Raw genomic sequence first — 15,506 nt, forward strand, 5'->3', positions numbered from 1 at the left:
ATGTCAATCATCCGCGCAAAGACCCTGGCCCTGCTGACCACCCTGCTGATGCTCGCCGCCTGGAGCGGCCACGGCGCCGCCGAAGGACTCACCGCAGCCGGCGACCTTCGCGACCTGGACCCGGACCAGCCGGTGATCCTCGCCTTTACCGCCGATGACTGCCCCTATTGCGAGTACGTGAAGGAGAGCCACCTCGTTCCCATGCGCAAGCGTGGGGAGGCCGTGACCATCCGGGAGGTGGACGTCGGCAGCCACCGCAACCTCACCACTTTCGCCGGTGAGACCGTCAAACAGCGCGACCTCGGCGACGGCTACAGCGTCCGGGTAACCCCCACGCTGGTCTTCCTCACCCCCGAGGGGGACGTGGCTGCCGAGAACCTGGTGGGCGTGACCTCGCGGGACTACTACGGCCTCTACCTGGAACGCCGGGTAGAATCGGTCCGCGAGGCCATGGCGGGAGAGTAGTCAGCTCTTGCCGGCGGTGAAGCCGCCATCCACCAGCAGCTGCGACCCGGTGATGAAGGAGGCCTCGTCGGATAGCAGGAAGGTCACGGCACGCGCCACCTCCTCCGGCTGGCCCATGCGCCCCATGGCGTGGAGCCCGGCCAGGTAGTCCTTGGTCTCCTGATCCAGGGCGTCCAGCAAGGGCGTGATGATGTAGCCCGGGGAGACGGTGTTCACCCGGATCCCCTTCCGGGCGTACTCCAGCGCCAGGGTCCGGGTGAGGTTGACCACGCCCCCCTTGGCGGCGGAATAGGCGGCGGTCTGGGACTGGCCGAAATTCCCAAGGATGGAGGCGCAGTTGACGATGGCCCCGCCCTCGGCGGCCTCCATGCGGGCAATGGCGTGCTTGGCCACCAGGAAGGCCCCGGTGAGGTTGATGTCGATGACCCGCTGCCAGTCGGTGAGCGGATGCTGGGCCGAGGGGCCGATGTGGCCGATGCCGGCGTTGTTGAAGAGGCCGTCCACCCCGCCCAGGGTCGCCTCCGCGGCATCGAAGAGGGCGGTCACGGAGTCCTCGTCGGCCACATCGGTCCGCTGGTAGGTCACCTGTTCACCCAGTTCCTCGGCCAGTCCGGGCCCACGCTCATCATCGAGGTCGGCGATAATGACCCGCGCCCCCTGGATCACCAGGTCGCGAACCGTCGCCTCGCCGATACCACTGGCCCCGCCGGTGACGATGACCCTCCGCTCTGCCATGCGCATGTCGCTACTCCCCTCTGGTTATTATGGATTTTCCATCAGGAGTGTAGCCGCCGAGCACCCCGCTGACAGGGGGTGACCGCTGCGGTACTGTCTCCTCCGAACGGATCCGGCCGAGGAGCCCCCATGAGCGAGACTGCCCCCAACCCCTGGACCCAGCGCCTCATGCTCCTGGGGCTGCTGGTGCTCTGCCTGGCCACCGGGGCCGTGGGCGGAGCCATCACCCGGCCGGCCCTGGACCCCTGGTACCGGGAGCTGACCCGGCCCTTCTTCACGCCGCCGGATATCGCCTTCCCCATCGTCTGGAATCTGCTGTTCGTGCTGATGGCGGTGGCCGCCTGGCGGGTCTGGCGGGTGGCGGGGTTCTCCTGGGATCGGGAGACGCCGCATCCGCTGGCGCTCTTCTTCGTCCAGCTGGGGCTGAATCTGGGCTGGAGCGTGGTCTTCTTCGGCCTGCAGTCGCCGGGATGGGCGCTGGTGGAGATCGTCTTCCTGCTCGCGGCCATCCTGGCCACCTGGCGCGCCTTCACCGAGTTCGACCGGGTGGCGGGCTGGCTCTTCGTCCCCTACATCGCCTGGGTGGGCTACGCGACCCTGCTCAACGCCAGCATCGTCTACCTCAACTAAAGGCCGACGGCCAGCGCCCGCCTCAACGCCCGCCGCAGCGCCGCCACCGCCTCCCGGCGGCCGGAGAGGCCGGCTGCCGTCGCCACCTCGGTCCAGGGTCGCTGCTGCAGCACCCGCGCCATCAGGACGCGGACCCCGTCGGGCTCCAGCGCCGGCGGCGGGGCCGCCAGCAGGGCCGCCGACCAGCGCCACAAGGGGGCGGGGCGCGCCTCCGGCAGGCGCTCCCCGGCGGCCACGGCGGTGATGGTCCGGGCATCGCCGTCCTTCGGCACCGCCACCGGCAGCCCCGCCAGCACCGCCGCCGCCAGGTCGGGGTCCAGGTCCCGCAGGGCATCCCCCAGGGCCACTGGCAGGTCGTCGGCCAGCACCGCGCGCGCCTCGATGGTGAGCGCCGACCCGGCGTCATTCAGCGGGCGCAGCATGAGCAGGGCGTGGGCGCCGGAGATGGCGCCGGGATAGAGGGAGACCCGCACCGGCTCCAGGTCGCAGGCGCGCCAGAAGGCCAGCAGCTCCGGCTCGCCGGCAAAGCTCGCCCCCAGGTAGTCGCAGCCGGCCGCCCCGGCGGCCTCGGCCACCCCCTCCACCAGCCGCTGCCCCAGCCCGGCCCGGCGCAGTGCCGGATGCACGGCCAGGCGCAGCACCCGCGCGCCCACCCGCTCCGGCGCCTCGCCCAGGCCCAGATGGGCCGCCAGGGATTCCGGGATGAGGTGGCCGTGGGGACGCCGCCGACCGGCGGTGATGGCCGCCGCCGTCCCGGCGTCGAAGCCCCCCTCCCGGGCCCACAGGGCGACGCCAACCACGTGCCCCCCGCTGCGGGCGGTGACCACGCCGATACTCGGTGCGTCCAGGAGATTGCGCAGATCCCGGGGGCGCGTGCGGTAGTGGGCCTGGACCAGCAGGCCGAAGGCCTCGGTCAGGGCGGTCTCATCCGCCGCCAGGGCATCGCGGTCTTCGGGGGCTACCTCCGCCGCGGCCGCGGCATCCGGGGGGAGTTCGGCCTCCGCTGGTGGCTCGGCATCCAGGGCCAGGAGGCGGAAGGTCAGCGCCTCCACCGGATCGCCGGTGGCCCAGCGCACCGGCTCGGCCAGGGTGAGCCGCCGCCAGCCCCGGCTGCCCTCGTCCAGGGCGCGGGCGAAACGAACCTCGAAGCCGCGGCCGGTACCCTCGTAGCCATGGAGCGTGGTGGCGAAGGCCAGGCGCGGATAGCGGGCCAGCAACCGCTGGAGAAGGGGTACGGGCAGGGCGGCGGCCTCGTCGACCAGGACCAGGTCGGCCTGCTCACCGCTCTCGGCCAGCTCGTCCGGGGGACGGAAGTCCAGCCGGCTCCTGTCCGGCCAGACCAGCGAACCACCCTCGCGGACCGCCCCCGACCGGGCCACTTCGGCGCGCTCGAAGGCTGCCGCCACGGCGGCCCGCCGCGGGGCGGTGAGGACCACGCGCTGCGCCCCTGCGTCCAGGCGGCGGGCGGCGGCGATGCCCAGGGCTGCGGACTTGCCGCGACCGCGATCGGCGATCAGGACCACCGGCCGTCGCCGCTGGCCGGTGGCCACCTTCTCCAGGGCGGCGACGGCGGCGGCCTGGTCGGCGGTGCGACAATCGGGGTCGGGGGGCTCGGCGGCCGGCGGTGGTGCGGGGAGATCCGGCAGTCGGGGGGATGCCTCGCCCTCGCTCCAGACCGGCGTGGCCGAGTCGGCGGCGATGAGGTCGGCCAGGCGCCGGAGAAAACGCCCACCCACCGCCTCCGGCGGCCAGGGGTCCACGGTGATCCGCTGGCGCTGGGGATCGGGGAAGGTCGGCCAGTCCGCCAGCGGCGGCCCCAGCAGCAGGAGGAGGCCGCCGGCGGCCACGGTGCCGGCCACCGCCCCCATGGCATCGGCATCCACCCCGGCGCGCAGGTCGTAGACCACGGCGGGCCACTCTCCGCCCAGGTAATCCGTGGCCCCCTCCGGGGTCACCACCTCCGTGCCGGCCGGTGCCTCGTTCCCGACCCAGAGGGGAGTCTCGATCCCGGCCCCGACCAGGACCGCACCGGCCTGCCGGCAGGCCCAGTCGCCACCGCCGGTCAGGACCAGGGCGCGACGCTGGCCGACGCGGCGGGCTTCGGCCGCCAGGGCGGAGCCCAGGGCGGTGGCTTCAGGGTCATCGGGGGCACCATCACTCATGGCGCGAGTATCGCCGGCCGGCGGCGGCCGCCACAACCGCGCTGCTGGCATAGGCCCATGGCGACAGCTACCTTCGGGGGACAACATCAGGGACGAATAGCGTGACGGACGACAACCCCTTCCAGATCCATCCGGAGGCGCGCCGTATCACCGTCGGCAGCGGCCTGGCGGTCAGCGATCACGCCCTCCGGGTGGAGCAGCCTCCGGTGATGCCGGCCTGGTATCTCCCCGCTGGCGAGGTGGATGGCCGCTTTCTGATCGCCACGAACCACTGCAGCTACATCCAGTGGGTAGGCGAAACCTGCTGGTTCGATCTCGTCGACGGTACCTCGAATGCCGCCTGGCTCCACCCGGATCCCTCACCGTTGCTGGCCGCCCTGGGTGACCGGATCGCCTTCGACCCCCACCGGGTCACCATCTACCTCGACGGAGAGCCGGCCCTCGCCTCGACGCGGTTCATGTCACCGGCGTCGCGGGGAATCGGGCCGATTCCGGCGCCTCGATGATCAGGGCCACGCCCTCGGGGGCGATCTCGAAATGGCCGCGGGCCGAATCCCACGCCCGTTGCTGGACGTGGTCATCCGCCTCCACGAAGACCTCCTGCAGGGCTCGCCCCAGGGCGGGTCGGTCGGCGGGATCACGCCCCGTGTTCGCCCGGAAGGCGGTCCGCGCGGCCTCGTCGCCGGCCCAGCCCGCCCGGGCGAAGCCGGCCAGCAACAGCGTCCGCACCACCCCCGGTCCCAGTTCGTCCCGCAGGCGGGCCACCGCCTCCCTGGGAGACGGCTCGTCGGCGCTAGAGGCCGCCGCATCCTCCGGCAACAGGCGGCGCAGGGTCCGCGCACCGGCCAGGCCGTTCAGGAGGTCGTCATCCACCATGCGGACATAGTCCGGGGTGGGGTCCGAGCCGGTGCGCCGGGCCAGCTGGATGAGGGCGATGGCCTCGTCCACGTAGTCGGAGAGGGTGAGGCCGCAGAGGCGGTGGTCCAGGAGGTCGTGGATGAGGACCGAGGTGGGGATCACCTCCCCGGGATAGGGGGTGGCCGCGATGACCTCGGGGTCGGCCTCGGTGCCGTCGAGCTTCCAGCCCCGGGCGCCGAAGGCATCATCCCATTGCGCCCGGTAGTGCAGGCCGGCGGTGGTGGCCATGGCGGTCTCTCCTGATCATCTTACGTCCACGTAAGATCTAGACGAGACGGCGCCGCTACGCAAGCGCCGGCCTCAGCCCTTCCCCTCCTCGCCCCAGAGGAGAGCAGCCAGCGGCACCCGGGGGGCCAGCCGGCGGACGGGGCAGTCGGGGCAGCCCTCGGCGGTCGGGGGACGTCGGCACTCCGCGCAGGTGGCCAACGCCGGGCCCAGCTCGTCCAGGGCGCTGCGGGTGCGCGCCACCACCTCGTCCACCTCGTCCAGACGCGCCGCCAGCCGGTCCAGCTCGGCCCGAGCGGCGGCGGTGGCGGCGGCCCCGGTGTCGGCCTCCGAGCGGGCCCCGGCCAGGGCCCGGAGGCGATCCAGCTCCACCCCCGCCCGGGTCAGCCGCACCAGGAAGGCCGCCCGGCGCTGCGCCGCCGGCCCGTAGCGCCGGGTGCCGCCCGGGGAGCGGCTGGGGGTCAGCAGCCCCTCCTCCTCGTAGAAGCGCAGGGTGCGCGGGGTGGTCTCCAGCCATTCGGCCAGGGCCCCGATGCTCAGGGTCTCCTCCTCAGCCACGGTCCGCCTCCTCATGCAGCCGTTGCAGGCCGCGGCGCATGCGGCGAGTATGGCTGCCCTCCCAATAGAGCCGGTCGCAGGTCGGGCACCAGCGCAGGGGGCCGGCGACATCCGCGGGCGCCCGGGCGGCCACGGCCTCCGGCGGGGTCTCCAGGGGGGTGTTGCAGAGCAGGCAGCGGGTGAAGGGGGCGTGGTACCAGTCGAGGCCCAGGCGGTCGGCCAGCTCCGCCGCGGCCGCCTCCGGCCGCTCCTGTTCCAGCAGGATCAGGCAGGGCCCGGCAGCGGCGTGCTCGGCGATCCCGGCGTCCCGGGTCACCAGCCACCGGTCCTCGGCACAGGCGCGGGCGACGACCTCCCGATCCGGGGCGCCGTCGGTGGCGATGGCGGTGTCGTAGCCCGCCGCCCGGAGCCAGCGGGCGAGCCCCTTGTACATCTCGTCACAGAGGAAGCGGTGGGCGGCCATTCGCCGACGATCGCGCCCGGCGGCTCCCATTGCAAGGGAGGCGGGTCGGCGTCACTCCTGGCCGAAGGGGCGGATGAAGCCGATGCCGATGGAGTCCAGCCGTTCCTCGGCGCCCAGGGTATAGTCCATCCACTCGACGACGATGTCGAAGGAATCGGAGGGGCTGACCCGGGCACCGAAGCCGTAGGCGATGCCGTCATTGACCTCGGTGGTGTCATTCATCTCGAGCTCGGCGCGGGCCGGACCGAGCTGGGTGTAGAAGTGGATACGCTCCCACTGACCACCGAGCTGGAGGAAGAGGCCGGTGAAACGCGAGACCTGGAAGTCGCTCACCGTCTGCGAGGCGCCGGCCTGGAAGTCCACGGCGACGTTCTCGTTGAAGCGCTGGCCGATGCGGAGCATCAACCCGCTGGGGGAGTACTGGTCATCCGGCGCCTCGCGCTCGGCGAAGTCGAGATAGCTCCCACCGAAGTAGGCGGGCTCTCCGCCGCCGTCCTCTTCCTCTGCGGAAGTAGCCGCCATGGGCAGGGCCAGGGCGAGGAGCCCCAGGGTGCGCAGGAACGGGCGTGGTGGCATGCCTTCTCCCTGAAAAGTCCGTACTGGTCCGCAATCTACCATGCCGCTACGGCGCCTGCACCGCCCCGTGCTATCCTCGCGCCCTCCCGCGCCCAGTGGAGAACGGAATGGCCGCCGAACTGCCCGCCCCCGATGCCGACGCCGCCGCCACCAGCGACGAGCTGGTAGCCCGGATCCGCGCGGCCATCGCCGAGGCCGGCGGGGCGCTGCCCTTCCACCGCTACCAGCAGATGGCCCTCTACGAGCCGGGGCTGGGCTACTACGCCGGCGGCAGCCACAAGCTCGGCGCCGGGGGCGACTTCGTCACCGCCCCGGAGATCTCGCCCTGGTTCGGCTACTGCCTGGCCCGGGAGGCAGCACCGGTGCTCCGGGCCATCGGCGGTGACGTGCTGGAGCCGGGGGCCGGCTCCGGACGAATGGCCGCCGATGTCCTCACCGAGCTGGAACGCCAGGGCGCCCTGCCGGAGACCTACCGGATCCTGGAGGTGAGCGCGGAACTGCGCGACCGCCAGCGGCGGACCCTCGCCGAGCGGGTGCCCCACCTCGTCGACCGGGTGGCCTGGGTGGACGAACTCCCCGAGGGCTTTCGCGGCGTGGTCCTGGCCAACGAGGTCCTGGATGCCATGCCGGTGCACCGCTTCCGGATCACCGAGCAGGGCCCCGTGGAGCTGGGCGTGGCCGACACCGAGGAGGGGCTGGCGACGGTGGAGATCGGCGCCCCCGGCGCGCGGCTGGCGGCGGCCATCGAGCAGGCACGGGAGGCCGCGGGCGGGCTCCCGGTGGGCTACGAATCGGAGATCGGCCTGGCCGCGGTGGACTGGGTCACCACCCTGGCCCAACGGCTGGAGGCCGGCCGGGTGGTGCTGGTGGACTACGGCTTCCCGCGCCACGAGTTCTACCACCCCCAGCGCGCCACCGGGACCCTCATGGGCCACTACCGCCACCACGCCCACGCCGACCCCTATCTCTACCCGGGCCTTTCCGACCTCACCGCCCACGTGGACTTCACGGCCGTGGCCGAGGCTGCCCACGGCGCCGGCCTGCAGGTGGCCGGCTTCGCCACCCAGGCCCACTACCTCATGAGCCTGGGGCTGGCCGAGGCGGCGGAGGAGGTCAATCCGGTGGACCAGCGCGCCCAGCTGGAGGCAGCGCAGGCCATGCGGACCCTCACCATGCCGGAGGAGATGGGCGAACTCTTCAAGGTGCTGTTGCTGGACCGGGGCGAACTGCCGCCTCCCCTCGGCCTCGCCCTGCGCGACATGCGCGGGCGGCTCTGAGCCCCCCCCTAGCGCCCACCCACGTCGGAGGACCCCATGGACTGGATCCAGGCCACCCTGCTCGCCCTGCTACAGGGCATCACCGAATTCCTCCCCATCTCCAGCTCCGCCCACCTCATCCTGCTGCCGGTGGTGGCGGAATGGGAGGATCAGGGGCTGGCCTTCGATGTGGCGGTGCACGTCGGCTCCCTGGCCGCCGTGGTTGCCTACTTCCGGCGGGAGCTGGCGGCCATGAGCCGGGACTGGCTCGCCTCGGTGGTCCAGCGCCGCACGGTGGGGGAGAGCCGGCTGGCCTGGGCGGTGCTGTGGGGGACGGTCCCGGTGGGCCTGGCCGGGCTGATCTTCAAGGGCTTCATCGAGGGGGAGCTGCGCGGACCGCTGGTCATCGCCACCACCACGGTGGTCTTCGGCCTGGCGCTGTGGTGGGCCGATAGCCGGGTCCGCGGGAAACGGGACGAGCACACCCTGCGCTGGCGGGATGTACTCATCGTCGGCCTGGCCCAGGCCATCGCCCTCATCCCGGGGACCTCGCGTTCCGGGATCACCATGACGGCCGGCCTCCTGGTCGGCCTCTCCCGGGAGGCGGCGGCGCGCTTCTCCTTCCTCCTGGCCATCCCGGTGATCATCCTCGCCGGGGGACTCAAGGGGGTGGATCTGGTGACTGCCGCCCGCCCGGTGGACTGGTCGGTCATTGCCGTGGGCACGGCGATGTCAGCGGCTAGTGCCTACCTCTGCATCACCGCCTTCCTCGCCGTCATCCAGCGCATCGGCATGCTGCCCTTCGTGATCTACCGGCTGGTGCTAGGCGCGGTGCTCTTCGCCCTTTTCGCCGGCTGATCCCCGCGCCGGTCGGCCCCCTCAGGCCGGTGCCGCCACCAGGGCCGCCTCCAGCTCCGCGAAGCTATGAGCCCGACCGTCCCCCTCCACCGGATGGCCCAGCTGCCGGGCGATCTGGGTGGAGGAGATGATCCCGCGGATGCGCGGCGCCCCCTGGGAATCATCTACCACCAGGGCGTGCTGGCGGCCGGCCTGGCGGAGGGTGGCGACGACATCCCCCACCCGGCCGTGCTCCACGTCGTGGAGGCGCAGGGCCTGGAGGTCGGCGTGGGGCGTCATGACATCGGCCACGCGCAGCTCCTCCCGCTTGCCGCCGTAGCGCTGCAGGAAGGTCACCGGCTTCTCGCCGAGGATATCGGTGGCGGTGATGACCCCTACCACCTGTTCCTCGGCGTCCGTGACCAGCAGGAGCCGGACCCCGCCGCTGATCATCCGCTGCTCGGCCTCGTGGAGCGAGGCGTCGGGGTAGGTGGTCAGCGCGGCCACCCGGTCGAGGTCGGTCATTATCTTGGTGGCCCCGTCCTCCAGGGTGACCGGTTGCATCACCGGGCGCTCCGGACGGCGGAAGGAGACCTCCGGTGGCAGGCCGATCGTGTTCAGGGCTGCGAAGCTGCGGTCGCGACGAACCATGCCTCTACCTCCTTTGAGAGCCGGCATCGACTTCGGGGTCGTGGCGGCCGGCACACCACGCACCCTTCCCCCTCCTATAGACCAGGCAGCGGCACAAGGGAAGGGAGGGGTGCGGTGTTCTTCAGGCAGATTCGATGCGGCCGTAGGTGAGGCGATAGCGGGCATCCACGGCCGGGACCTGCTCCGGCTCGTGGGTGAGGATGAGCGCCGTCCGGCCCGCCAGCCAGGGGCCGAGGCCGGCGGCCAGGGTGGCGGCGGTGTCGGCGTCCAGGCCGGCGGTGGGCTCGTCCAGGATCACCCAGGCGGGGTCGTAGAGGACGACCCGCGCCAGGGCCAGGCGACGGGCCTGGCCGCCGGAGAGGCGCACGCCGCCCTCGCCCACCCAGGTATCCAGCCCCAGGGGGAGCTCCCGCACCTCGTCGGCCAGCGCGGCGATGGCCAGCGCCTGCCACAGCGCCGCCTCGTCCGCCTCCGGGCGGGCGATCCGGAGATTGCCGGCCACGGTATCGGCGAAGAGTTCGGTGCGCTGGGTCAGCAGGCCCAGCCGGGCGTGGAGATCGCCGGCGCGCAGCCACGCCAGCGGCACCCCGCCCAGGCGGATCTGCCCCGAGTCCGGCCGGGCCAGGCCGGTGAAGAGGTGGGCCACGCTGGACTTGCCGCTCCCCGACGGCCCCTCCAGGGTCGCACTGGTGCCGGCGGGGAGGTGGAGGTCGACATCGTCGAGGATGGTCGGCGCCGTCGGCGACCAGGCGAAGCGCACCCCGCGCAGCTCCAGGGGGCCGGACTCCGGTGGGGTAGCCGGCTCCGCCGGCTCCTTCGGGGTCGGCGCCCGGGCCACCTCGTCCAGGCGGCGGATGGCCGCCCGGGTGCGGCCCAGCTGGAACCAGGCCCCGGGCAGGGGGGTAAGCAGCTCCGCCAGCCCCAGGGTCCCCAGAACCACCAGCCCCACGCCGGGGCCATCGAGGTCGCCGGCCAGGAAGACCCCGACGGCCAGGGCGACAGCCCCCACCACCGCCAGCTGACCGGTGAGGGTCGCCGCCGCCGCCCCCAGCGCCTCCGACAACGCCAGCCGGTGGCGCCAGCGGCGATAGTCGGCCTCCGTATCGGCCAGGGCCGCCCGGGTCGCCTCCGTGCGACCGAAGATCCGCAGCTCCGCCAGCCCGGCAAAGGCATCCAGGGCCCGGGTTCGCAGGCGGGTCTGCGCCTCGGCCAGGGCGGCTCCGGGGCGCCGGCCGCGGGCGGCGGCCAGGGCCGGTAACAGCAGGCCGGCCGCCGCCATCCACGCCACCACCGGCCAGACCACGCCGGGGGCGTACCAGGTGCCGGCCACTGCGGCGATGGTGAACCCCAGCAGCGCTGCCACCGTGGGCCCCAGGACCCGGAGGTAGAGATTGTCCAGGGCCTCGATATCGGCGGTGATGCGGTTGAGCAGGTCGGCGGAACGGAAGCGCGCCAGCACCCGCGGCTCCAGCGGCGCCACCCGGGCGAAGAACCAGGCCCGCAGATCGGCCAGAAGCCGCAGGACCACGGCGTGGTTGGCCAGCCGTTCCACGTAGCGGCTGATCACCCGGGTCAGGGCGAAGAGCCGGATGAAGCCGGAGGGGACATAGACGTCCAGGGTGATCACCGCCCCGGCCGCCGCCGCGATCCCCGCCAGCCCGGTGGCGGTCAGGAACCAGCCGGAGGTGGCCAGAAGCCCGGTGGCCGAGACGGCGGTGGCCAGCAGGAGCAACGTCCCGCCCAGTAGCGAGAGCGGATAGCGCCCCACCAGCAGCCGGACCCAGGGGAGGACCTCACGCATGGCCGGCCTCCTCCACCTGGCCATTGGCCACGCGGTACTGGCGCCCCAGGGCCATGAGCCGGGGATGGTGGGTGGCCAGGATGACCGTGGGACCGCCGGCCAGCGCCCGCTCCAGGTGGGTGATCAGCGCCTCCTCGCCCTCGGGGTCGAGGCCGGCGGTGGGCTCGTCCAGCAGCAGCACGGGCGCCCCCTTGAGCAGGGTCCGGGCCAGGGCGACGCGCTGCGCCTGGCCGCCGGAGAGGCCGACGCCGCCCTCGCCCACGGGCGTATCCAGCCCCTCGGGCAGCAGCCGGGCGAACTCGGCCACCCCGGCCTGCTCGGCGGCGGCCTCGACCTCGTCGTCCCCGGCCTCGGCCCGGCCCATCCGGATGTTCTCCCGGATGGAGTCGGCGAAGAGGTGGGTCCGCTGCCCCATCCAGGCCACCTGGCTCACCGGCTCCGGCTCGCCGTCACCGATGCGGACCCGGCCGCCGTCGGCCTCCAGGAAGCCGGCCAGCAGCGCCAGCAGGGTCGACTTGCCGCCGCCGGAGGGGCCGGTGAGAACCACCCGGTCGCCGGGGGCCACGGTAAGATCGGCCCCCTCCAGCCCGGCCCGGCCGTCGGGATAGGTCACCCGGACCCGCTGCAGTTCCACTCCCAGGGCGGGCATCGAGGACCGCCGGCGGGCTGGCGAAGGGGCGGGCGCCGGGGTCTCCAGCAGGGGGATGAGCTCCGCCGCCGCCCCCAGGCCGTCGGCCCGGTCGTGGTAGTGGCTGGCCAGGTCCCGCAGGGGCTGGAAGAACTCCGGCGCCAGCAGGAGGATGAAGAGGCCGGTGAAGAGATCGAGCCCCGGCGCCGGGCCGTACTCGATGTAGCCCAGCAGACCGAAGCCGATGTAGATGGCCACCAGCGCGATGGCCACGGCGGCGAAGAACTCCAGTACCGCCGAGGAGAGGAAGGCCACCCGCAGGGTCTTCATGGTGCGGGCGCGGTAGTCCTCCGCCACCGCCCGGACCTCGTCGGTGGTGGCCTCGGCCCGGTTGAAGAGCCGCAGGGTGGTCAGCCCCCGGAGCCGATCCAGGAAGTGGCCGCCGGCCCGGGCGAGGGCCGCCTGCTGACGGCGGCTGACCTCCTCCGCCCCCATGCCGACGATGGCCATGAAGACCGGGATGAGGGGGGCGGAGAGGGCCAGCAGCAGCGCCGCCAGCCAGTCCTGCACGGCCACCGCCACCAGCAGGAGCAGCGGGATCCCCATCGCCAGCACCATCTGGGGCCGGAAGCGGGCGTAGTACCCCTCCAGGGCCTGCACCTGCTCCACGTAGCTCCCGGCCAGGGACCCGGCCGGGTACTCCGCCAGCCGCACCGGCCCCAGCCGGGCCAGGTGGTCGAAGAGCTCCTCCCGGACCGTGCCGATGATGCGGTGGGCCCCGGCCAGGCCGGCGGCATCCCGGCCCCAGCCGGCGGCGGTCCGGAGCGCGACCGCCCCGACCAGAGCGAACAGCCAGGGGGCGAGTTCGGTCAGCCCCTCGCCGTCCACCACCAGCCCGGTGATGGCCCGGGCCAGCAGGCCCGCCTGGACCAGGGTGGCCACCCCGCCCAGGAGACCGACGGCCGCCGCCAGCCTCAGCCAGCGGCGGCCGGGGGCCTCCCGGCGGTCCAGCCACTGGCGGGGCGTGGGCGCCGGCGAGGATGCCGGGGCAGATTCCGGCTCGGCCATGGGCGGCTCCTAGTGGTAGCCCTCTTCCAGGCTCACCTTGCCGCGGAAGACCCAGTAGGTCCACGCGGAGTAGGCGATGATCACCGGGATGACGAAGAGCACCCCGAGGATCAGGAAGAGCTGGGCGTTGGGCGAGGAGGCCGCGTCCCAGATGGTGTGGTCCGGCGGCACCACGTAGGGCCACTTGCTCATGAGCAGGCCGGCGTAGGTGAAGACGAAGATCGCCATGGTCGCCAGGAAGGGCTGGCCCTCGTAGCCCCGGCGCAGGGACTGCCAGAGCTTGAGGGTGGCCAGCGCGGCCCCCAGCGGCAGCAGCCACAGCCAGGAGATCTCGAACCAGCGCTCGAAGGCGCGCGGATCGATCATCGGCGTCACCAGGCTCACGGCGACGAAGACCGCCACCACCCCGGCCAGCAGCCGCGGCGCCAGACGGTAGGCCCAGGCCTGGGTCTCGCCCTCGGTCTTGAGGATGAGCCAGGTGGCACCCAGCAGGGCGTAGCCCAGCACCAGGCCGACGCCGGTGAGGACGGTGAAGGGGGTCAGCCAGTCCAGCGCGCCGCCGGCGTAGGTCAGCCCCTCGGTCTCGAAGCCCTGGATGTAGGAGCCCACCACTGCGCCCTGGGCGAAGGCGGCCACCGCCGAACCCAGGAAGAAGGCGCGATTCCACAGGACCTTGGAGCGCCCCGCCTTGGCACGGAACTCGAAGGCCACGCCGCGGAAGATGAGCCCGGCGAGCATCAGGAAGACCCCGATATAGAGCGCCGGCAGGTAGACCGAGTAGACCAGCGGGAAGGCGCCCAGCAGGCCCGTTCCCCCCAGCACCAGCCAGGTCTCGTTGCCATCCCAGACCGGGGCGACGGAGTTCATCATGTAGTCCCGGGCCGTCTCGCCGGGGGCGAAGGGGTAGAGGATCCCCACCCCCAGGTCGAAGCCGTCCAGCAGGACGTACATGAAGATCCCGAAGGCGACGATGACCGCCCAGAGTACGGTGAGATCGAACATCGACGGTTACCTCCTAGTTCTTCGCCCCGAGGGCGTCGTTGTCGAAGGGCGTGTCACTGGCGGACAGCGGCCGCTTCGCGTTCTGCGGCTCCTCCACGTGTTCCTCGGAGTCGGGCCCGGAGCGAACAATGCGCGTGAGGTAATAGACTCCGGCGGTGAAGACCGCGGCGTAGACCGCGATGTAGCCGATGAGGGTGGCCAGGGCCATACCGCCGGTGAGCGAGGGCGTCACCGCCTGGGCCTGGGTCATCTCGCCGTAGACCAGCCACGGTGCGCGCCCGGTCTCGGTGGTAAACCAGCCGGCCACCACGGCGATGAAGGGCGCCGGGATGAACCAGGAGAGGCCGCGGAGGAAGGTCCGGTCGCGGTCGAGCTTGCCGCGCATCCGGGTCCACAGCCCCCAGAGGGCGAAGAGGATCATCAGTGTCCCCAGGCCCACCATGATGCGGAAGGCCCAGAAGGTGATCCCCACCGGCGGCCGCTCGCCCTTTGGCGCCTCGGTGACGCCGTGGACGGTGCCGTTCCACTCGTGGGTGAGGATGAGGCTCGCCAGGTGCGGGATCCCCACCTCGAAGTGGTTGGTCTCGTTCTCGCTGTCCGGGATGGCGAAGAGCAGCAGCGGCGCCCCCTGCTTGGTCTCCCAGTGGCCCTCCATCGCCGCCACCTTGGTGGGCTGGTGATGGAAGGTGTTCAGGCCGTGGTAGTCGCCCATGAGCAGCTGCGCCGGCGCGGCGAAGAGCAGCATCCACAGGGCCATGGAGAGCGCCTTGCGGTTCATCTCCCGGGCCCGGCCGCGGACCAGATACCAGGCACTCACCCCGGCGACCACGAAGCCGGCCGTGAGCAGCGAGGCCAGGGCCATGTGGAAGAACCGCGGCACGAAGGAGGGGTTGAAGATGGCGGCGGCCCAGTCGGTGATGTGGAAGACGCCGTCCTGCATCTCGAAGCCCGCCGGCGTCTGCATCCAGGAGTTGGCCACCAGGATCCAGAAGGACGACAGGAAGGTCCCCAGGGAGACCATGAGCGCCGAGAACAGGTGCGCCCCCTGGGGCACCTTGCCCCGGCCGAAGAGCAGCACCCCGAGGAAGGCCGCCTCCAGGAAGAAGGCGGTGATCACCTCGTAGGAGAGCACCGGGCCGAGGAAGTTGGCCGTGGCGTAGGAGAAGTTGCTCCAGTTGGTGCCGAACTGGAAGGACATCACCAGTCCGGAGACGACCCCCATGCCGAAGACCACGGCGAAGATCTTGGTCCAGAACAGGGAGATCTGCTCGTAGATGGGATTCCCGGTCCGGTAGAGCCGCCCCTCCAGATAGGCGATGTAGGCGGCCAGTCCGATGGTGAAGACCGGGAAGATGGCGTGGAATGAGACCACGAAGGCGAACTGGATTCGCGACAGCAGAAGCGGATCGAGCTCCATTGGGACCTCCTGCGATTCGCCCACCCGAGGGCGAGCCGTGACGATGGGGTTGCGCCGGACCTTCTTGCAGGGACCGTGCCGACATACGGCCGGAGGGCGGTGCGCCACCAGTGG

The 15,506-nt window shown here is 72.3% G+C and carries 16 protein-coding genes; 5 read left to right on the forward strand and 11 right to left on the reverse strand.

Annotation, left to right across the window (positions count from 1 at the left end; genetic code table 11):
• Nucleotides 1-465: a thioredoxin fold domain-containing protein gene (locus BM272_RS11660; protein WP_093428970.1), complete on the forward strand. Its 465-nt coding sequence runs from the start codon at nt 1-3 to the stop codon at nt 463-465.
• Here BM272_RS11660 and BM272_RS11665 read toward each other — a convergent pair whose 3' ends face one another.
• Nucleotides 466-1,206: an SDR family NAD(P)-dependent oxidoreductase gene (locus tag BM272_RS11665; RefSeq protein WP_093428971.1), complete on the reverse strand. Its 741-nt coding sequence runs from the start codon at nt 1,204-1,206 to the stop codon at nt 466-468. It abuts the gene before it with no gap.
• Nucleotides 1,207-1,329: 123 nt separating this feature from the next.
• Between BM272_RS11665 and BM272_RS11670 the strand changes: the two genes are divergently transcribed.
• Nucleotides 1,330-1,830 (forward strand): TspO/MBR family protein, encoded by a 501-nt coding sequence (locus BM272_RS11670; RefSeq protein ID WP_240308120.1) that lies wholly within the window; start codon nt 1,330-1,332, stop codon nt 1,828-1,830.
• Here the strand turns inward: BM272_RS11670 and BM272_RS11675 are convergent.
• Complete coding sequence (locus BM272_RS11675) at nt 1,827-3,992, reverse strand: tRNA(Met) cytidine acetyltransferase TmcA (RefSeq protein ID WP_093428972.1); 2,166 nt, start codon at nt 3,990-3,992, stop codon at nt 1,827-1,829. The two genes, BM272_RS11670 and BM272_RS11675, sit on opposite strands and share 4 nt — an antisense overlap.
• 101 nt (nt 3,993-4,093) lie before the next feature.
• Here BM272_RS11675 and BM272_RS11680 point away from each other — a divergent pair, with 101 nt between their 5' ends.
• On the forward strand, nt 4,094-4,498 hold the full coding sequence (locus tag BM272_RS11680; protein WP_093428973.1) for a DUF427 domain-containing protein: 405 nt from the start codon (nt 4,094-4,096) through the stop codon (nt 4,496-4,498).
• Here the strand turns inward: BM272_RS11680 and BM272_RS11685 are convergent.
• From BM272_RS11685 to BM272_RS11700, 4 genes are all read right to left on the reverse strand, one after another.
• Complete coding sequence (locus BM272_RS11685) at nt 4,449-5,138, reverse strand: hypothetical protein (RefSeq protein WP_093428974.1); 690 nt, start codon at nt 5,136-5,138, stop codon at nt 4,449-4,451. The genes BM272_RS11680 and BM272_RS11685 overlap by 50 nt on opposite strands.
• 72 nt (nt 5,139-5,210) lie before the next feature.
• Nucleotides 5,211-5,693, reverse strand: a complete 483-nt coding sequence (locus BM272_RS11690) for a MerR family transcriptional regulator (protein WP_159433082.1) — start codon at nt 5,691-5,693, stop codon at nt 5,211-5,213.
• Nucleotides 5,686-6,156 (reverse strand): DUF5615 family PIN-like protein, encoded by a 471-nt coding sequence (locus tag BM272_RS11695; protein ID WP_093428976.1) that lies wholly within the window; start codon nt 6,154-6,156, stop codon nt 5,686-5,688. Before BM272_RS11695 ends, BM272_RS11690 begins: the two co-directional genes overlap by 8 nt.
• Nucleotides 6,157-6,207: 51 nt before the next feature.
• Nucleotides 6,208-6,732 carry an outer membrane beta-barrel protein gene (locus BM272_RS11700; RefSeq protein ID WP_093428977.1) on the reverse strand — a complete coding sequence of 175 codons (525 nt, stop codon included), beginning with the start codon at nt 6,730-6,732 and terminating at the stop codon, nt 6,208-6,210.
• Between the two features lie 107 nt (nt 6,733-6,839).
• Here BM272_RS11700 and BM272_RS11705 point away from each other — a divergent pair, with 107 nt between their 5' ends.
• Together BM272_RS11705 and BM272_RS11710 are read left to right on the forward strand one after the other, a co-directional pair.
• The gene (locus tag BM272_RS11705) at nt 6,840-8,009 is read left to right on the forward strand and encodes a class I SAM-dependent methyltransferase (RefSeq protein ID WP_093428978.1); all 1,170 of its coding nucleotides are present in this window, start codon (nt 6,840-6,842) and stop codon (nt 8,007-8,009) included.
• A gap of 36 nt (nt 8,010-8,045) precedes the next feature.
• The gene (locus BM272_RS11710; RefSeq protein ID WP_093428979.1) at nt 8,046-8,846 is read left to right on the forward strand and encodes an undecaprenyl-diphosphate phosphatase; all 801 of its coding nucleotides are present in this window, start codon (nt 8,046-8,048) and stop codon (nt 8,844-8,846) included.
• A 21-nt stretch (nt 8,847-8,867) separates the two neighbouring features.
• Here BM272_RS11710 and BM272_RS11715 read toward each other — a convergent pair whose 3' ends face one another.
• The 5 genes from BM272_RS11715 to BM272_RS11735 all read right to left on the reverse strand — a co-directional run bounded on the left by BM272_RS11715 (nt 8,868) and on the right by BM272_RS11735 (nt 15,392).
• Nucleotides 8,868-9,476 carry a CBS domain-containing protein gene (locus tag BM272_RS11715; protein ID WP_159433083.1) on the reverse strand — a complete coding sequence of 203 codons (609 nt, stop codon included), beginning with the start codon at nt 9,474-9,476 and terminating at the stop codon, nt 8,868-8,870.
• A gap of 121 nt (nt 9,477-9,597) precedes the next feature.
• A complete protein-coding gene (gene cydC / locus BM272_RS11720) occupies nt 9,598-11,277 on the reverse strand; it encodes a thiol reductant ABC exporter subunit CydC (protein WP_159433084.1) in 1,680 nt (559 codons plus the stop codon).
• Complete coding sequence (cydD, locus tag BM272_RS11725; protein WP_093428982.1) at nt 11,270-12,973, reverse strand: thiol reductant ABC exporter subunit CydD; 1,704 nt, start codon at nt 12,971-12,973, stop codon at nt 11,270-11,272. Before cydD ends, cydC begins: the two co-directional genes overlap by 8 nt.
• A gap of 9 nt (nt 12,974-12,982) precedes the next feature.
• Nucleotides 12,983-13,975, reverse strand: coding sequence for a cytochrome d ubiquinol oxidase subunit II (gene cydB / locus BM272_RS11730; RefSeq protein WP_093428983.1), 993 nt, complete (start codon nt 13,973-13,975; stop codon nt 12,983-12,985).
• Nucleotides 13,976-13,988: 13 nt separating this feature from the next.
• Nucleotides 13,989-15,392 carry a cytochrome ubiquinol oxidase subunit I gene (locus tag BM272_RS11735; protein WP_093428984.1) on the reverse strand — a complete coding sequence of 468 codons (1,404 nt, stop codon included), beginning with the start codon at nt 15,390-15,392 and terminating at the stop codon, nt 13,989-13,991.
• Nucleotides 15,393-15,506 lie beyond the last annotated feature (114 nt).

The organism is Thiohalospira halophila DSM 15071 (genome assembly GCF_900112605.1).
Lineage (GTDB): Bacteria > Pseudomonadota > Gammaproteobacteria > Thiohalospirales > Thiohalospiraceae > Thiohalospira > Thiohalospira halophila.

Coding starts and splice junctions, on each gene's coding strand:
- BM272_RS11660 (WP_093428970.1), top strand. CDS start 1: ATGTCAATCATCCGCGCAAAGACCCTGGCCCTGCTGACCACCCTGCTG.
- BM272_RS11665 (WP_093428971.1), bottom strand. CDS start 1,206: ATGCGCATGGCAGAGCGGAGGGTCATCGTCACCGGCGGGGCCAGTGGT.
- BM272_RS11670 (WP_240308120.1), top strand. CDS start 1,330: ATGAGCGAGACTGCCCCCAACCCCTGGACCCAGCGCCTCATGCTCCTG.
- BM272_RS11675 (WP_093428972.1), bottom strand. CDS start 3,992: ATGAGTGATGGTGCCCCCGATGACCCTGAAGCCACCGCCCTGGGCTCC.
- BM272_RS11685 (WP_093428974.1), bottom strand. CDS start 5,138: ATGGCCACCACCGCCGGCCTGCACTACCGGGCGCAATGGGATGATGCC.
- BM272_RS11695 (WP_093428976.1), bottom strand. CDS start 6,156: ATGGCCGCCCACCGCTTCCTCTGTGACGAGATGTACAAGGGGCTCGCC.
- BM272_RS11700 (WP_093428977.1), bottom strand. CDS start 6,732: ATGCCACCACGCCCGTTCCTGCGCACCCTGGGGCTCCTCGCCCTGGCC.
- BM272_RS11705 (WP_093428978.1), top strand. CDS start 6,840: ATGGCCGCCGAACTGCCCGCCCCCGATGCCGACGCCGCCGCCACCAGC.
- BM272_RS11710 (WP_093428979.1), top strand. CDS start 8,046: ATGGACTGGATCCAGGCCACCCTGCTCGCCCTGCTACAGGGCATCACC.
- BM272_RS11715 (WP_159433083.1), bottom strand. CDS start 9,476: ATGGTTCGTCGCGACCGCAGCTTCGCAGCCCTGAACACGATCGGCCTG.
- cydC (WP_159433084.1), bottom strand. CDS start 11,277: ATGCGTGAGGTCCTCCCCTGGGTCCGGCTGCTGGTGGGGCGCTATCCG.
- cydD (WP_093428982.1), bottom strand. CDS start 12,973: ATGGCCGAGCCGGAATCTGCCCCGGCATCCTCGCCGGCGCCCACGCCC.
- cydB (WP_093428983.1), bottom strand. CDS start 13,975: ATGTTCGATCTCACCGTACTCTGGGCGGTCATCGTCGCCTTCGGGATC.
- BM272_RS11735 (WP_093428984.1), bottom strand. CDS start 15,392: ATGGAGCTCGATCCGCTTCTGCTGTCGCGAATCCAGTTCGCCTTCGTG.